Below are 15,527 nucleotides of genomic sequence, written 5' to 3' on the forward strand. Positions count from 1 at the left end.
GTAGACTCCCTGCGTGGACACGACCCTTCAGGACCCGCTCGTCGGCCAGGTGCTCGACGGCCGCTACCGCGTGGACGGGCGGATCGCGGTCGGCGGGATGGCCACGGTCTACCGGGCCGTGGACACCCGCCTCGACCGCGTGCTCGCGCTCAAGGTGATGCACCCGACACTGGCCGCCGACGCCTCGTTCGTCGACCGCTTCATCCGTGAGGCGAAGTCGGTCGCCCGGCTCTCCCACCCGAACGTGGTGGGGGTGTTCGACCAGGGCGCCGACGGCGCGTACGTCTATCTGGCGATGGAGTACATCGCCGGGTGCACGCTGCGTGACGTGCTGCGCGATCGCGGGGCCCTGCAGCCGCGGGCCGCGCTCGACATCCTGGAGCCGGTGCTCGCCGCGCTCGGTGCCGCGCACCGGGCCGGGTTCGTGCACCGCGACATGAAGCCGGAGAACGTCCTCATAGGGGATGACGGCAGGGTCAAGGTCGCCGACTTCGGGCTCGTACGCGCGGTGGACACCGTCACGAACACGACCGGCACGGTCCTTGGGACCGTCTCCTATCTCGCGCCCGAGCAGATAGAACACGGCACGGCGGACACCCGTGTCGACGTGTACGCGTGCGGTGTCGTGCTCTACGAAATGCTGACCGGCGCCAAGCCGCACTCCGGTGAGTCGCCCGCCCAGGTGCTCTACCAGCACCTCCACGAGGACGTACCGCCCCCTTCGGCGGCCGTCCCCGGGCTCGCCGTCCAGCTCGACGAACTGGTGGCCTCCGCCACCGCTCGCACCCCGGACATCCGCCCGTACGACGCGGTGGCGCTCCTCGGGCTGACCAGGGAGGCGCGGGCCGCGCTCTCCGTGGACCAGCTGGACGCGGTGCCGCCGCAGGCGCGGGCGGCCGAGGACGGACACGACAACTCCGCCGACCGTACGAGCGTGATTCCGCGCGCGGTGCGTTCCGTGCAGCTGTCGCTGCCCACGGAGGGCAGCCAAGAACAGGACCAGCAGGACCAGCTCAACCGGACGAGCATTCTGGCGACGCCTCCGCACACTCCCCCGGACACCGCACCCGACCGAAGGCGCCGCTCCAACCCGCGCCGCGGCGTGCTGGCGCTGGTCGCCGCCGTACTGCTCGCCCTGGGCCTCGGAGCGGGCGTCTGGTACATCAACTCCGGCCAGTTCACGAAGGTCCCGCCGCTCCTGGCGAAGACCGAGTCGGCGGCCAAGGGGCGCCTCGGCGAAGCGGGCCTCGACGTGAAGGACGTCAAGCGCGCGTACAGCGACACGGACAAGCGCGGCACGGTCATGGCCACCGACCCCAAGGCGGGCGAGCGCATCCGCAAAAACGACGGGGTCACACTGACCGTCTCCAGGGGCCCCCAGATCGTGAAGGTCCCCGGCCTCGAAGGCACCCCGCTGGCCAAGGCGAAGAGCGAGCTCAAGAACGCGGGCCTCGCCCCCGGCATGACGACCAAGGCCTTCAGTGACGACGTCCCCAGGGGCTCCGTGATCAGCACGGACCCGGAGGCGGGCACCAAGCGCAAGGCGGGCTCCGCCATCGCCATGGTCGTCAGCAAGGGCGCCCAGGTCGAGGTCCCGGACGTCACGGGTGAGTCCAAGGCCGACGCGACCGCCGACCTGGAGGACGCGGGCCTCAAGGTCAAGATCGCCGGCACGCGGGTCCACTCCGACGAGGACAAGGGCGCCGTCGCCCGGCAGTCCCCCGGCGAGGGCAAGACACTCGCCGAGGGAGACACGGTCACGCTGTCGCTCTCCAAGGGCCCCGAGATGGTCGAGGTCCCGGACGTCGAGGGCATGAGCGTCGACGACGCGACGCAGGAGCTGAAGGACGAGGGCTTCGGGGTCGAGAAGGACCGCGGTCTGCTGGGCCTCTTCGGAGACACGGTGAAGGGGCAGTCCGTGGAGGGTGGCGAGGAGGCCCCCAAGGGCTCCACGATCACCATCGAGATCCGGTGATCCGGTAGTCACCGGCGGGGGCCCACGGCCCCCGCCCACCAGGATCCGCCGACGAGGCACCCCCGCGCGCGTGCCACCCTTGACCACGTGAGCAGCAACAAGTCCCCCCACGCCGCGACCAGCGGCTTCGCGTCCCGTAACCCCGTCGGCGGCCATGTCCCGGTGGCCGGCGGTCTCGCCTCCGTAGGGCTCTCCTACGCCCGCGACCTGGGCGCCGAGGCCGTCCAGGTCTTCGTGGCCAACCCCCGCGGCTGGGCCACGCCGCCCGGCAACCCGAAGCAGGACGAGGAGTTCCGCGCGGCCTGCGCCGCCCAGGGGATTCCCGCATACGTCCACGCGCCCTACCTCATCAACTTCGGCTCGCACACCGAGGCGACCGCCGAGAAGTCCGTGGACTCCCTGCGCCACTCGCTGCGCCGGGCCCGCGCGATCGGCGCGCTCGGCGTCGTCGTGCACACCGGCTCGGCGACCGGCGGCCGGGACCGCGCCGTCGCGCTGCGGCAGGTGCGCGAGCGGATGCTTCCGCTGCTCGACGAGCTGACGCACGACGACGACCCCTTCCTGCTCCTGGAGTCGACCGCGGGCCAGGGCTTCTCGCTCTGCTCCCGCACCTGGGACTTCGGCCCGTACTTCGAGGCACTGGACGCCCACCCGAAGCTGGGCGTCTGCCTGGACACCTGCCACATCTTCGCGGCGGGCCACGATCTGGCCGGGCCCGGCGGCATGAAGCAGACGCTCGACCTCCTTGTCGACACCGTCGGCGAAGGCCGCCTGAAGCTGGTGCACGCCAATGACTCCAAGGACGTGGTGGGCGCCCACAAGGACCGTCACGAGAACATCGGCACCGGGCACATCGGTGAGGAGCCCTTCCGCGAGCTGATGAGCCACCCCGCGACGGAGAACGTACCGCTGATCATCGAGACGCCCGGCGGCAAGGAGGGGCACGCGGCGGACGTGGCGCGCCTGAAGGAGCTCAGGAGCAGCTAGAGACCTCTTGAGGAATACCCCCTGGGGGTATACGGTTCTTGTCAGGCGACAGGAACCGCTATCCGACGTTGGGGGATTCTCATGCAGCACGGCCACGACACTCACGCCGAACACGAGCACCACGCTCACGAGGGTCATCACGGCATGGGCAAGGTCAGCTGGCGCATGGCGGCCCAGGCCACCCTGCACTGCCTCACCGGGTGCGCCATCGGCGAGATCCTCGGCATGGTCATCGGCACCGCGCTCGGCTGGGGCAACATGCCGACCATGATCCTCGCGATCGTCCTGGCCTTCTTCTTCGGATACGCCCTGACGCTGCGCGGCATCCTGAAGGCGGGCGTCGATTTCAAGACTGCGTTCCGGGTGGCGCTCGCCGCGGACACCCTGTCCATCGCGGTGATGGAGCTCATCGACAACGGCGTGATCGCGCTGTGGCCCGGCGCGATGGACGCGCACCTGTCGGACGCGATGTTCTGGTGGATCCTCGCCATCTCGCTGGCCATCGCGTTCGTGGTCACCACCCCGGTCAACAAGTGGATGATCGGCCGCGGCAAGGGCCACGCGGTGGTGCACCAGTACCACCACTGATCAGGCGGAGAGGCGAAAACTCAGAGCTCGGGGCCGTCCCCGGGCTCTTCCTGGTAGGAGTAGCGCTGCTCGGTCCAGGGGTCGCCGACGTTGTGATAGCCGCGCTCCTCCCAGAAGCCGCGGCGGTCGGCCGTCATGTACTCGATGCCGCGGACCCACTTGGGGCCCTTCCAGGCGTAGAGGTGGGGCACCACGAGCCTCAGCGGAAAGCCGTGCTCCGCGGTCAGCAGCTCGCCCCCTTTGTGGGTGGCGAAAATCGCGCGCTCGGACATGAAGTCCGCCATCCGCAGATTCGAGCTGAAGCCGTACTCGGCCCAGACCATCACGTGGGTGGCGTCGGGCGCGGGCGGCGCCAGTTCGAGGAGCGCGCGCACGGGCACACCGCCCCATTCGGCGCCGAGCATGCTGAACTTCGTGACGCAGTGCAGATCGGCCACCACGGTGTCGTACGGAAGAGCCGAGAACTCCTCGTGCGTCCAGCAGTGCTTGTCGCCGTCGGCGGTGGCCCCGAAGACCCTGAACTCCCAGCGTTCCGGGCGGAACTTCGGCACCGGGCCGTAGTGCGTCACCGGCCAGCCACGCTGCAGTCGCTGCCCCGGTGGGAGCTCCGGCTCCACTGCTTCCCGAGATGCGCGATCCGCCGGCTGACCCATGTCTCCATCCTGACAGACCCGGGGCGGTGGACGTGACCAGGCGGCCACCGACGGGCGCCGCCCGGAAGGTGATTGGGGCAACTCCTACTAAGCATGCACTTACTGGACGGTCTCTCGCGCCGGTGCGAGGATGCGCGCAACCTGCCCAGCCACCATGTGGAAGGAGCCTCTGCGATGCAGGGCGACCCCGAGGTCATCGAGTTTCTCAATGAGCAGCTGACGGCCGAGCTCACGGCGATCAATCAGTACTTTCTCCACGCCAAGATGCAGGAGAACTTCGGCTGGCCGAAGCTCGCCAAGTACACCCGGTCGGAGTCGATCGATGAGATGAAGCACGCGGAGATCCTGACCGACCGGATTCTCTTCCTCGACGGCCTGCCCAATTACCAGCGGCTCTTCCATGTACGCGTGGGTCAGACCGTCACGGAGATGTTCCAGGCCGACCGGCAGATCGAGGCGGAGGCGATCGACCGCCTCAAGCGCGGGATCGAGGTGATGCGCGGCAAGGGGGACATCACTTCCGCGAACATCTTCGAGTCGATCCTCGAGGACGAGGAGCACCACATCGACTATCTCGACACGCAGCTCGAACTGGTGGAGAAGCTGGGCGAGCCGCTCTACATCTCGCAGCTCATCGAGCAGCCGGAGAGCTGACAGCGGGCTAGGCGGCCTCGTTCAGGCCTGAATCCAGGCCTGAATCCAGGCCGGTGAGGACGGGCCGACCCTGGTCGAGCTGCTCCCTGCGGGGGCACGCGCCCCGGCCGAGGAGCGCCTGGATGCTCCGTACGCACGAACCGCAGTCGGTGCCCGCCTTGCTGGCGGACGCTATCTGGCGGGGTGTGCAGGCACCGTCCGCCGCGTGCTGCTTCACCTGCGCCTCGGTGACACCGAAGCAGTTGCAGACGTACACGCGGTTCACCTCCCGGGCAGGATTCATCGGCGGCGCCGTCCCGACTAATCGGTGAGGCTAACCTAACCTTACCCATCGCCCCGGGTCCACAAAAGCCCCGATACGCCGGTGGGGCACGGATCACATGGATCCGTGCCCCACCGCCGCGTATCTCGGGAATACCTACTGGTCGCGGTACATCTCCGCGACCAGGAACGCCAGGTCCAGGGACTGGCTGCGGTTCAGGCGCGGGTCGCAGGCCGTCTCGTAGCGCTGGTGCAGGTCGTCGACGAAGATCTCGTCGCCGCCGCCCACGCACTCGGTGACGTCGTCACCGGTGAGCTCGACGTGGATGCCGCCCGGGTGCGTGCCCAGGGCCTTGTGGACCTCGAAGAAGCCCTTGACCTCGTCGAGCACGTCGTCGAAGCGGCGGGTCTTGTGACCGGATGCCGCCTCGTAGGTGTTGCCGTGCATCGGGTCGGTGATCCAGGCGACGGTCGCGCCGGAGGCGGTGACCTTCTCGACCAGGTCGGGGAGCTTGTCCCTGACCTTGTCGGCGCCCATGCGGACGATGAAGGTCAGCCGGCCGGGCTCGCGGTCCGGGTCGAGGCGCTCGATGTACTGCAGCGCCTCCTCCGGGGTCGTCGTCGGGCCGAGCTTGATGCCGATCGGGTTGCGCACCTTGGAGGCGAACTCGATGTGCGCGCCGTCCAGTTGACGGGTGCGCTCACCGATCCAGACCATGTGGGCCGAGGTGTCGTAGAGCCGCCCGGTGCGCGAGTCCACGCGGGTGAGGGCCGACTCGTAGTCGAGGAGCAGCGCCTCGTGCGAGGCGTAGAACTCGACGGTCTTGAACTCCTCCGGGTCCGTCCCGCAGGCGCGCATGAAGTTGAGCGCGTTGTCGATCTCACGCGCGAGCTGTTCGTAGCGCTGGCCCGAGGGGGACGACTTCACGAAGTCCTGGTTCCAGGCGTGCACCTGGCGCAGGTCCGCGTACCCGCCGGTGGTGAAGGCGCGCACCAGGTTGAGCGTCGACGCGGAGGCGTTGTACATCCGCTTCAGGCGCTCGGGGTCCGGGATCCGGGACTTCTCGTCGAAGTCGAAGCCGTTGACCGAGTCGCCGCGGTACGTCGGCAGGGTCACGCCGTCGCGGGTCTCGGTGCCCTTGGAGCGGGGCTTGGAGTACTGCCCCGCGATGCGGCCCACCTTCACGACGGGCACGGAGGCCGCGTAGGTCAGGACGGCGCCCATCTGGAGCAGCGTCTTCAGCTTGTTGCGGATGTGGTCGGCGGACACGGCGTCGAAGGCCTCGGCGCAGTCGCCGCCCTGGAGCAGGAACGCCTCTCCCTTGGCGACGGAGGCCAGTCGGGCGCGCAGCTGGTCGCACTCGCCCGCGAAGACGAGCGGCGGATACGACTCGAGGTCCGCGATCACATCGCGCAGAGCCTCGGCATCGGGGTACTCGGGCTGCTGCGCCGCGGGAAGGTCTCGCCAGGTGTTGCCACCGGTAGGGGTGGTCTTAGCGTTCACGGTCACCTCGACAACATTACGGGGTGATGTCCGCCGTCCATTCACCCGCTCACCAAGTGAGACGGACCCGACACAGCCGAGCGCCTGCGCTCCAGCTCCCGCTCCGCCGCGTTCGGCGCCCGGAGGGCTAGCTCGCGGTGGGTGCGCCGCAGCATCAGGCGGGCCATGAAGGGGTGGACGCGCTTGACGACGCTCCAGTAGATCCGGCCGCGCGGGGTGTCGGCCCGCACGGCGGTGCTGAGCGTGACGTGCCGGTCGTCGACCAGGATCGAGGCGCGGGCGGTCAGGCCCGAGGTGTTGATCTCCAGGAGGAGTTCGTCCCCCTCGCGGGCCAGGACGGGGAAGGCGTCGCGCAGGATGCCGGTCCACGCCTCGGGATCGCGCGGCTGGCCCGGCAGGAGCTTCATGCGGTACGCGTCCTCGTAGGCCGGGCGGTCCAGGGCTTCGCGGATCAGGCGGGCCGCTTCCGGGGTGTCGACGCTCTCGGGCCTGAGCCACAGGAGGCGGTTCAGGAGGCGCAGCCTGGGTGACCACGTGACGGGGCGGGCGACGGCGCCTGTCGCGACGTGCTCGATGTTGTCGAAGATCTCCTCGACCATCGAGTCGTGCACGGGCCGCACGACGGTGGGCCACAGCAAGCGGTGCACGCCGCGCGGCCGGGTCCGCAGGACATGGCGCACGCGGCAGCGCCGCTCCCCCATGGGCTCGACCGTCATCTCGTGGTAGCCGTGGCCCGGCTCGACGAAGGTGAAGCGGACGCGGCGCCCCGGTTCGTACGCGGTGACGCTGTAGCGGACCCGGCCGTGACCGCCGGTCGCGCCCACGCCGAGCGGGCGGTCGAAGGTCATCGCCTGCCACGCCGGGGTCGGGAAGACGGGGTCGTCAGCGGCGGAGAGCCGGTCGAGCAGGGCGCCGACCACCTCTGCCGGAGCCTTGATCACGCGCTCGTGTTCGTCGAGGACCGTACTCATCCCGTACCTCCATACGCTGGCGTATGGAGGACCATACGGTACCGTACGGTCATGGTGCAACGGCAGCAGAAGAAGCCCGCGGCGAAGCCCCGGCTCACCGCTCAGGACTGGGCGGACGCCGCCCTCGCCGCGATCGGCGACGGTGGTCTCGCGGCCGTCGCCGTGGAACCCCTCGCCGTCCGCCTCGGCACCACCAAAGGGAGCTTCTACTGGCACTTCGCGAACCGTGACGCGCTCATCGAGGCCGCCCTGAACCGCTGGGCCGAGATCCACACCGAGGGGACGATCCAGGTGGTCGAGGCCGAGCCCGACCCCCGGCGGCGCATCCGACTGCTCTTCCGCGAGGCCATCGCGTCGACCATCTCCGACCCCTTGGAGGTCGCCCTCCTCGCGACCGCGTCGCACCCCCAGGTCGCCGAGGTCATGCGCCGCGTGACCGAGCGCCGGGTGGCGTACGTGGCCGAGCTCTTCGCCGGGCTCGGCTTCCCCGAGCCGGAGGCGCGACGCCGCGGGCTGCTCGCGTACACGGTGTTTCTGGGGCACGCGCAGCTCGGGCACGCGGTGCCTTCGGCGCTGCCCGCCGCCGACGAGTTCGGCGCGTATCTGGACGAGGCCCTGGACGTCCTGATGATGCGCTAGGGTGCGGAACATGCACGCGCAGACAACCCGTAACTGGTGGTGGCCCGCTCATCCGGCGGCCCACTGATTCTGCGCGTATCGAGACTCGCGAAGGCCGCCCGAGGGGCGGCCTTCAGTGTTTTCCGGACCATGACCTCCGGACGCGGGCCGTTCCTCTCCGAGTGAGAAGGAACAGAACCGATGGACTCCCACACCCACCGCACGCACCACACGCACCTGCTCGATCTCATCGACGACGACCGCCCGTTCGCCGTCCTGCGCCGCCGCACGCCCGGCCACGACCACGACACGGTCGAGGTCCTGATCGGCGCGGTCGGCACGTACGACCGGCTCGCCGACATCCCCGACGAGGGCCTCGCGCTCATCCCCTTCCGGCAGATCAGGGAGCGCGGTTTCGACGTACGCGACGACGGCACGCCGCTCACGGTCCTGACGCCCGATGAGACGTACGAACTCCCGCTCTCCGAGGCGCTGCTGTCCCTGCCCGCCCATGATGTGCGGGTCGAGGGCGGGGCCTTCGACGTCGACGACGCCGCGTACGGGGAGATCGTCGGGCGGGTGCTGCGCGAGGAGATCGGGCGGGGCGAGGGCGCCAACTTCGTCATCCGCCGGACGTACGAGGGTGAGATCCCCGGCTTCTCCAGGGCGGACGCCCTGGCGCTCTTCCGCAGGCTCCTCGTGGGCGAGCGCGGCGCCTACTGGACGTATGTCGTGCATACCGGGGAGCGGACCCTGGTGGGGGCGAGCCCCGAGGTGCATGTGCGGATGTCCGGCGGGACGGTGGTCATGAACCCGATCAGCGGGACCTACCGCTACCCCGCCGAGGGCCCCACGGCGGAGGACCTGCTCGGCTTCCTCGCCGACGGCAAGGAGACCGAGGAGCTGTCGATGGTCGTCGACGAGGAGCTCAAGATGATGTGCACCGTCGGCGACATGGGCGGTGTCGTCATCGGCCCGCGGCTGAAGGAGATGGCCCATCTCGCGCACACCGAGTACGAGTTGAGGGGCAAGTCGTCGCTCGACGCGCGCGAGGTCCTCAAGGAGACGATGTTCGCGGCGACCGTCACCGGCTCGCCCGTGCAGAACGCCTGCCGCGTCATCGAGCGCCATGAGGCCGGCGGGCGCGGCTACTACGCGGGCGCCCTCGCCCTCATCGGCCGTGACGCGGGCGGCGCGCAGACCCTCGACTCGCCCATCCTGATCCGCACCGCCGACATCTCCGCGGAGGGGAAGCTGCGGGTCCCGGTCGGCGCGACGCTGGTGCGCGGCTCGGACCCGGCGGGCGAGGTAGCCGAGACCCATGCGAAGGCCGCGGGCGTCCTCGCCGCCCTCGGGGTACGTCCTGGGCGCCCCCGCCACGAAGACGTACGCCCCGCCCTGGCGGACGATCCGCGGGTGCGGGCGGCCCTCGACAGCAGGCGGGCCGGGCTCGCGCCGTTCTGGCTGCGGATGCAGGAGCCGACGGCGGAGCTGACCGGGCACGCCCTGGTGATCGACGGCGAGGACACGTTCACGGCGATGCTGGCGCATCTGCTGCGCTCGTCGGGGCTCACGGTCTCCGTACGCCGCTACGACGAGCCGGGCCTGCGCGAAGCGGTCCGCGCACACGAGGGCCCGCTCATCCTCGGCCCCGGCCCAGGCGACCCCGCGGACCCCGCCGACCCGAAGATGACCTTCCTGCGCTCGCTGGCCGCCGAGGCGCTGCGCGAGCACCGCCATGGCGTCCTCGGCGTCTGCCTCGGCCATGAACTCCTCGCGGCCGAACTGGGCCTGGACATCGTCCGCAAGGAGGTCCCCTACCAGGGCGCCCAGACCCGGATCGATCTGTTCGGGCGCCCGGAGACGGTCGGCTTCTACAACAGCTTCGTGGCCCACTGCGACGAGGAGACGGCGGCGGAACTGGCGGCGCACGGCATCGAGGTCAGCCGGGACACGGCCACCGGTGAGGTGCACGCGCTGCGGGGCCCGGGGTTCGCGGGCGTGCAGTTCCACCCGGAGTCGGTGCTCTCGCTGCGCGGGACGGCGATCGTGCGGGAGCTGCTGTCCGGCGTCCTCGTCTAGGGCGTGGGGGCCGCCGGGACGAGTACGTTCTCGCTGCGGCGGCCCTCCCTGTAGTCCAGGACGTTGCGCACGGTGGTGTCGATGATCTGACCGACCGCGTCCACGGTGTAGTACGCCTGGTGCGAGGTGACCACGACGTTCGGGAACGTCACCAGGCGCGCCAGCGTGTCGTCCTCGACGGCTTCGAGGGACTTGTCGAGGAAGAAGAGCCCGGCCTCCGCCTCGTACACGTCGAGTCCGACACCCGTGAACCGGCCCCTCCGCAACTCCCCGACCAGGGCGTCGGTGTCGATCAGGCCGCCGCGGCTCGAGTTCACCAGGATCACGTCGTCCTTCATCATCCGCAGTGCGTCGGCGCCGATGAGGTGCTGCGTGGCGGGGAGCAGCGGGACGTGCAGGCTGATCAGGTCGGCGTCGGCGAAGAGCTGTTCCTTCTCGACGTACTTCATGCCGAGCTCGACGCAGGCGGGGTTCGGCGCGACGTCCCAGCCGAGGAGATTCATGCCGAAGCCGTGCGCGATCCGGGTGAACGCCTCACCGATCTTCCCGGTGCCGAGCACGCCGACCGTGCGGCCCCGCAGGTCCCGGCCCATCAGACCGTCGAGCCGGAAGTCGAAGTCACGGGTGCGGTTGCTGGCCCGGACGATGCGGCGGTTGACGGCCATCGCCAGGGTCCAGGCGAACTCGGCGACCGAGTACGGCGAGTAGTACGAGACGCGCGCGATGGTGAAGCCGAGACGTTCGGCGACGTGGAGATCGATGTTGTTGAACCCGGTCGAGCGCTGGGCGATCATCCGCGTGCCGCCCGCGGCGAGGGTCTGCAGGACGCGGTTGCCGAGGTCGGCGTTGACGCTGGTGGAGACGATCTCGTAGCCCGCGGCGATGGGGGCGGTGTCCTCGGTGAGGAAGACGTCCAGGCAGCGCACGTCGTGCTGCCCCTCGAAGGCCTTCTCGATCAGCGGCTTCTCGTCGGCCTGCACGCCGAAGGCGAGGATCTCCATGGCGGCGAGTCTATGTACCGCCTGGTGGGACGGCACCCGGAAGCCGATGCTGGCCGGGGGCCGTCCCGTCGTGATTCTTCTACCGCTTGTGGTGGGCTGGGCGCGCCCACGCGGCGGAGCCGCACATGTCTCGGCCCCGCGCCCCTTCGGGGCGCTTCCCTCAGCCGAAGAACACCCCGACCTCGGCGTACAGCTTCGGGTCCACCGTCTTCAGTTTCGACGTCGCGTCAGCGATCGGCACCCGGACGATGTCCGTGCCCTGGAGCGCGACCATCTTCCCGAAGTCACCGTCCCGTACGGCTTCGATCGCGTGCAGGCCGAAGCGCGTGGCGAGCCAGCGGTCGAAGGCGCTGGGCGTCCCGCCGCGCTGGACGTGCCCGAGGACCGTGGTCCGGGCCTCCTTGCCGGTCCGCCCCTCGATCTCCTTGGCCAGCCACTCGCCCACGCCGGACAGCCGCACATGCCCGAAGGAGTCCTGCGTCCCGTCCTTGAGGACCATCTCGCCGTCCTTGGGCATGGCCCCTTCCGCGACGACCACGATCGGCGCGTACGAGGCCTTGAACCGCGAGGTCACCCAGGCACACACCTGGTCGACGTCGAAGCGCTGCTCGGGGATGAGGATGACGTTCGCGCCACCGGCGAGCCCGGAGTGCAGCGCGATCCACCCCGCGTGCCGCCCCATCACCTCGCAGACCAGGACCCGCATGTGCGACTCGGCGGTGGTGTGGAGCCGGTCGATCGCCTCGGTGGCGATGCCGACCGCGGTGTCGAACCCGAAGGTGTAGTCCGTGGCGGACAGGTCGTTGTCGATGGTCTTCGGTACGCCGACGACATTGATGCCGTACTCGTCGGTGAGCCGCGCCGCGACGCCGAGCGTGTCCTCGCCCCCGATCGCGATGAGGGCGTCGACCTCGCACTTGGCGAGGTTCTCCTTGATCCGGCGGACACCGTTCTCCGCCTTGAGCGGGTTGGTGCGCGAGGAGCCGAGGATGGTGCCGCCACGGGGCAGGATGCCCCGCACGGCCGGGATGTCGAGCTGGACGGTGTCGCCCTCCAGGGGACCGCGCCAGCCGTCCCGGAAGCCGACGAAGTCATAGCCGTACTCCTGCACGCCCTTGCGGACGACGCCCCGGATGACGGCGTTGAGCCCGGGGCAGTCGCCGCCTCCGGTCAGTACTCCGACCCGCATGAAAACGTCCCTTCCCTCAGTGACCTGTATGCGAGTCACGCTAATGGTGATCCAGGTCACTCAGGGACGGTCCGGATGGTCAATTCCTGTCCGGAAAAGGGGAGTTGATCACGCGGGTTCACCCGTACGAGGGTCTCCCGCAGGGTCACTCGTCGTCGAGACCCCGCTCTATCGCGTACCGCACGAGCTCCACGCGGTTGTGCAGCTGGAGCTTGCCCAGGGTGTTCTGCACGTGGTTCTGCACGGTGCGGTGCGAGATGACCAGGCGCTCGGCGATCTGCTTGTAGCTCAGTCCCTTGGCGACCAGGCGGAGCACCTCGGTCTCGCGGTCGGTGAGCTGCGGCGCCTTCGGCTCGTCCGGGGTGCCGGGCGCCGGATCGGACGCAAGGCGGCGGTACTCACCGAGGACCAGGCCCGCGAGGCCCGGCGTGAAGACCGTGTCGCCGACGGCCGTGCGGCGCACCGCGTCGGTCAGCTCGGCGGTGGAGGCCGACTTCAGGAGATAGCCGGTGGCGCCGGACTTGACCGCCTCAAGGACGTCGGCGTGCTCACCGCTGGCCGACAGGACGAGCACGCGCAGGGCCGGGTTGGCGGCGACGAGCTCCTTGCAGACCTGGACGCCCGGCTTCAGGGGCAGGTTCAGATCGAGTACGAGGACGTCGGGCGCCGCGGCCTGTGCGCGGCGTACGGCCTGTTCACCGTCACCGGCCGTGGCGACCACGTCGAAACCGGCCTCCGCGAGGTCGCGGGCGACGGCGTCCCGCCACATCGGGTGGTCGTCGACGACCATGACCCTGACCTGGCCGTCGCCGTCCTGCTGGTGCTGCTGGTGTGGCTCGTTCATCGTTCCCTGCCTGCCTTCCCCCGTGTGCTGCGTACGTTCATCGAGTCCCCTGGGCCGCGCGGGACCCTCAGTTCGACCTCCGTGCCCTGACCCGGCACCGAGATCAGTTCGGCCGTGCCCCCGATGTCCCGAAGCCGCCCCCGGATGGACAGGGCGACACCGAGCCGCCCCTCACCCTCGGCCTCCGCGAGACGGCCCTCGGGGATGCCGGGGCCGTCGTCCCGTACCGTCACGATCACCGCGTCGGGCTCGTCCTCGACCAGGATCCAGGCCCCGGCGTCCGGGCCCGCGTGCCGGTGGACGTTGTCCAGGGCGGCGCCGACCGCGGCGGCCAGCTCACGGGCCGCCTTCGGCGCGAGGCCGACCGGGGCGCCGGGCTCCGAGACGGTCACCTTCGCGCCCGCGTACGGGAAGAGCAGCGACCGCAGGTCACAGAGCTCACCGTCGTCCACGGCCGCGTCGGGTTCCTCCACCGCGCGGACGACGGCTCCGAGCGAGGCGTCCTCCGACTCGTGCGACGTGCGGACCAGGCCGCCCGCCACCAGCGTGCGCAGCGCGACCTCCTGCTCCCCCGCCATCCTGCCCAGCTCCGCCGCCTCGCCGCCGAGCGCGCTGCCGCGCCGCTGCACCATCGCAAGGACCTGGAGCACGCTGTCGTGGATGTCGCGGGCGAGGCGTTCGCGCTCGCGGGTGGCGGCCTCGATCTCCAGGGCGCGGGCCAGGGTGCGCTCGGAGGCGCGGGCCACCTCGACGACGTATCCGATGGCGATGGACGCGATGCAGACGAGCAGGACGTTGTGCAGGGTGTCCTGGGTGGGCCTGCCGCGCTGCGCGATGTTGGCGACGCCGACGAGCGCCGACGCGAAGGCCGCCCACCGCCAGCCGCCCTTGATCGCGAACGCGAGGACCGCACCCGCCGTCCATATCGACGGCAGCGTGGGGCCGTCGTGGACGATGCGCTGGTGCGAGTCGGCGACCGGCGTGAGCAGGATGCCGACCAGGGCGACGGTCAGGTCGGTGACCAGGAACCGCTTGGTGCAGCTCGCGGCGTTCGCGACCTTGGGCAGCGTGGCCAGGGTCCAGCCAGCGAGCACCACGTAGTACGCGACGGCCACCAAGGGGCGGTCGAAGTTCTCGCGCGCGGCCACGAAGAGGCCGATCGCGTACAGCATCGTCAGCACGCGGTAGCCGGTCAGCGCACGCCACAGCGGCTGCTCGACCGACATCCTCATGACGCGTACGCGCTTGGCCATCTCCCCCACCCCTTGAGGACCCCCGTCGGCTCCCCCTTGCACCGCTCACCCTTGAGCGACGCGATTACCCGCCGGACCGTTCCTTCTCGGCCGCCGCGGCTGCCTTCTCCGCCTTCTTCTCGGCTTCCTTCTCGGCCTTCGCGGCGTCCGCCATCCTGCGCTTCGCGGCGGTCGCGTACTCGTCGACGTACTCCTGGCCGGACAGCTTCATGATCTCGTACATGACCTCGTCGGTCACCGCGCGCAGGACGAACCGGTCGTGCTCCATGCCGTGGTACCGGCTGAAGTCGAGCGGCTTACCGATCTTGATGCCGGGCCGCATGAGCTTCGGCATCACCTTGCCGGGCGGCTGGATCTTCTCGGTGTCGATCATCGCCACCGGGAGCACGGGCGCCCCGGTGGCGAGCGCCACGCGCGCGAGGCCACCCGGCTTGCCACGGTAGAGCCTGGCGTCGGGCGAACGCGTGCCCTCCGGGTAGATACCGAAGAGCTCACCGCGCTCCAGGACCTCGATGCCGCTCTTGATGGCCGCCTCGCCCGCACCACGTCCGCCGGAACGGTCCACGGGCAGCTGGCCGACACCCTTGAAGAAGGCCGCCGTGAGCTTGCCCTTCACGCCCGGCGACGTGAAGTACTCCGCCTTGGCGATGAAGGTGACCTTGCGGTCCAGGACCGCGGGCAGGAAAAAGGAGTCCGAGAAGGACAGATGGTTGCTCGCCAGGATGGCCGGGCCGTCGGCGGGTACGTTCTCAAGGCCTTCCACCCAGGGCCTGAAGCCGAGCTTCAGGGGCCCTCCGATGGCGACCTTCATTGCGCCGTAGATCAAACCGAATGCCTCCTGTTACGTGTGGATCAGACCTTAACCCGCAGTAAGGCCAAAGGGCCCGACGGCCCTGGTCGGTGTCAGTCCGGTCGCGTACGGTGAAGTACTCCTCGAAACTCCGCGA

At 70.0% G+C, this 15,527-nt stretch carries 16 protein-coding genes; 7 read left to right on the top strand and 9 right to left on the bottom strand.

Annotation, left to right across the window (positions count from 1 at the left end):
* Positions 1-13: 13 nt before the first annotated feature.
* The 3 genes from pknB (at position 14) to ACGFX9_RS01895 (ending at position 3,550) form a co-directional block, all read left to right on the top strand.
* Positions 14-1,975 carry a Stk1 family PASTA domain-containing Ser/Thr kinase gene (pknB, locus tag ACGFX9_RS01885; protein WP_393463296.1) on the top strand — a complete coding sequence of 654 codons (1,962 nt, stop codon included), beginning with the start codon at positions 14-16 and terminating at the stop codon, positions 1,973-1,975.
* Positions 1,976-2,062: 87 nt separating this feature from the next.
* A complete protein-coding gene (locus tag ACGFX9_RS01890) occupies positions 2,063-2,962 on the top strand; it encodes a deoxyribonuclease IV (protein ID WP_393463298.1) in 900 nt (299 codons plus the stop codon).
* An 81-nt stretch (positions 2,963-3,043) separates the two neighbouring features.
* The gene (locus ACGFX9_RS01895; protein WP_393463300.1) at positions 3,044-3,550 is read left to right on the top strand and encodes a DUF4396 domain-containing protein; all 507 of its coding nucleotides are present in this window, start codon (positions 3,044-3,046) and stop codon (positions 3,548-3,550) included.
* 20 nt (positions 3,551-3,570) lie between these two features.
* Here the strand turns inward: ACGFX9_RS01895 and ACGFX9_RS01900 are convergent, their stop codons facing one another.
* Positions 3,571-4,203 (bottom strand): sulfite oxidase-like oxidoreductase, encoded by a 633-nt coding sequence (locus ACGFX9_RS01900; protein WP_393463302.1) that lies wholly within the window; start codon positions 4,201-4,203, stop codon positions 3,571-3,573.
* Between the two features lie 174 nt (positions 4,204-4,377).
* On the opposite strand from ACGFX9_RS01900, the gene bfr reads away from it, so the two are divergent.
* Positions 4,378-4,857: a bacterioferritin gene (bfr, locus tag ACGFX9_RS01905; protein ID WP_160504564.1), complete on the top strand. Its 480-nt coding sequence runs from the start codon at positions 4,378-4,380 to the stop codon at positions 4,855-4,857.
* A gap of 7 nt (positions 4,858-4,864) precedes the next feature.
* On the opposite strand, the gene ACGFX9_RS01910 is transcribed toward bfr, so the two are convergent.
* From ACGFX9_RS01910 to ACGFX9_RS01920, 3 genes are all read right to left on the bottom strand, one after another.
* The gene (locus tag ACGFX9_RS01910) at positions 4,865-5,140 is read right to left on the bottom strand and encodes a bacterioferritin-associated ferredoxin (RefSeq protein WP_393463304.1); all 276 of its coding nucleotides are present in this window, start codon (positions 5,138-5,140) and stop codon (positions 4,865-4,867) included.
* Between the two features lie 135 nt (positions 5,141-5,275).
* Complete coding sequence (locus ACGFX9_RS01915) at positions 5,276-6,628, bottom strand: class II 3-deoxy-7-phosphoheptulonate synthase (RefSeq protein ID WP_393463306.1); 1,353 nt, start codon at positions 6,626-6,628, stop codon at positions 5,276-5,278.
* A 35-nt stretch (positions 6,629-6,663) separates the two neighbouring features.
* A complete protein-coding gene (locus tag ACGFX9_RS01920) occupies positions 6,664-7,593 on the bottom strand; it encodes a DUF2867 domain-containing protein (RefSeq protein ID WP_393463308.1) in 930 nt (309 codons plus the stop codon).
* Between the two features lie 51 nt (positions 7,594-7,644).
* On the opposite strand from ACGFX9_RS01920, the gene ACGFX9_RS01925 reads away from it, so the two are divergent.
* The 3 genes from ACGFX9_RS01925 (at position 7,645) to ACGFX9_RS01935 (ending at position 10,293) form a co-directional block, all read left to right on the top strand.
* The gene (locus tag ACGFX9_RS01925) at positions 7,645-8,232 is read left to right on the top strand and encodes a TetR/AcrR family transcriptional regulator (RefSeq protein ID WP_393463310.1); all 588 of its coding nucleotides are present in this window, start codon (positions 7,645-7,647) and stop codon (positions 8,230-8,232) included.
* A gap of 10 nt (positions 8,233-8,242) precedes the next feature.
* Positions 8,243-8,299, top strand: coding sequence for a trp operon leader peptide (locus ACGFX9_RS01930; protein WP_351162541.1), 57 nt, complete (start codon positions 8,243-8,245; stop codon positions 8,297-8,299).
* 113 nt (positions 8,300-8,412) lie between these two features.
* Positions 8,413-10,293: an anthranilate synthase family protein gene (locus tag ACGFX9_RS01935; RefSeq protein WP_393463312.1), complete on the top strand. Its 1,881-nt coding sequence runs from the start codon at positions 8,413-8,415 to the stop codon at positions 10,291-10,293.
* Here ACGFX9_RS01935 and ACGFX9_RS01940 read toward each other — a convergent pair.
* The 5 genes from ACGFX9_RS01940 to ACGFX9_RS01960 all read right to left on the bottom strand — a co-directional run bounded on the left by ACGFX9_RS01940 (position 10,290) and on the right by ACGFX9_RS01960 (position 15,391).
* Positions 10,290-11,294, bottom strand: a complete 1,005-nt coding sequence (locus ACGFX9_RS01940) for a 2-hydroxyacid dehydrogenase (RefSeq protein ID WP_393463314.1) — start codon at positions 11,292-11,294, stop codon at positions 10,290-10,292. The two genes, ACGFX9_RS01935 and ACGFX9_RS01940, sit on opposite strands and share 4 nt — an antisense overlap.
* Before the next feature lie 160 nt (positions 11,295-11,454).
* The gene (locus ACGFX9_RS01945; RefSeq protein WP_393463315.1) at positions 11,455-12,483 is read right to left on the bottom strand and encodes a 6-phosphofructokinase; all 1,029 of its coding nucleotides are present in this window, start codon (positions 12,481-12,483) and stop codon (positions 11,455-11,457) included.
* 145 nt (positions 12,484-12,628) lie between these two features.
* The gene (locus ACGFX9_RS01950) at positions 12,629-13,327 is read right to left on the bottom strand and encodes a response regulator (RefSeq protein ID WP_393463317.1); all 699 of its coding nucleotides are present in this window, start codon (positions 13,325-13,327) and stop codon (positions 12,629-12,631) included.
* Positions 13,324-14,580, bottom strand: coding sequence for a MacS family sensor histidine kinase (gene macS, locus ACGFX9_RS01955; protein WP_393463319.1), 1,257 nt, complete (start codon positions 14,578-14,580; stop codon positions 13,324-13,326). The genes ACGFX9_RS01950 and macS overlap by 4 nt, the downstream gene beginning before the upstream one ends.
* A 64-nt stretch (positions 14,581-14,644) precedes the next feature.
* The gene (locus tag ACGFX9_RS01960; protein WP_393465531.1) at positions 14,645-15,391 is read right to left on the bottom strand and encodes a lysophospholipid acyltransferase family protein; all 747 of its coding nucleotides are present in this window, start codon (positions 15,389-15,391) and stop codon (positions 14,645-14,647) included.
* Positions 15,392-15,527 lie beyond the last annotated feature (136 nt).

Source organism: Streptomyces sp. NPDC048436 (assembly GCF_043200355.1).
In the GTDB taxonomy this organism is placed as follows: domain Bacteria; phylum Actinomycetota; class Actinomycetes; order Streptomycetales; family Streptomycetaceae; genus Streptomyces.

Coding starts and splice junctions, on each gene's coding strand:
- bfr (WP_160504564.1), top strand. CDS start 4,378: ATGCAGGGCGACCCCGAGGTCATCGAGTTTCTCAATGAGCAGCTGACG.
- macS (WP_393463319.1), bottom strand. CDS start 14,580: ATGGCCAAGCGCGTACGCGTCATGAGGATGTCGGTCGAGCAGCCGCTG.
- ACGFX9_RS01920 (WP_393463308.1), bottom strand. CDS start 7,593: ATGAGTACGGTCCTCGACGAACACGAGCGCGTGATCAAGGCTCCGGCA.
- ACGFX9_RS01910 (WP_393463304.1), bottom strand. CDS start 5,140: ATGAATCCTGCCCGGGAGGTGAACCGCGTGTACGTCTGCAACTGCTTC.
- ACGFX9_RS01950 (WP_393463317.1), bottom strand. CDS start 13,327: ATGAACGAGCCACACCAGCAGCACCAGCAGGACGGCGACGGCCAGGTC.
- ACGFX9_RS01900 (WP_393463302.1), bottom strand. CDS start 4,203: ATGGGTCAGCCGGCGGATCGCGCATCTCGGGAAGCAGTGGAGCCGGAG.
- ACGFX9_RS01895 (WP_393463300.1), top strand. CDS start 3,044: ATGCAGCACGGCCACGACACTCACGCCGAACACGAGCACCACGCTCAC.
- ACGFX9_RS01940 (WP_393463314.1), bottom strand. CDS start 11,294: ATGGAGATCCTCGCCTTCGGCGTGCAGGCCGACGAGAAGCCGCTGATC.
- ACGFX9_RS01925 (WP_393463310.1), top strand. CDS start 7,645: ATGGTGCAACGGCAGCAGAAGAAGCCCGCGGCGAAGCCCCGGCTCACC.
- ACGFX9_RS01960 (WP_393465531.1), bottom strand. CDS start 15,391: ATGAAGGTCGCCATCGGAGGGCCCCTGAAGCTCGGCTTCAGGCCCTGG.
- ACGFX9_RS01945 (WP_393463315.1), bottom strand. CDS start 12,483: ATGCGGGTCGGAGTACTGACCGGAGGCGGCGACTGCCCCGGGCTCAAC.
- ACGFX9_RS01935 (WP_393463312.1), top strand. CDS start 8,413: ATGGACTCCCACACCCACCGCACGCACCACACGCACCTGCTCGATCTC.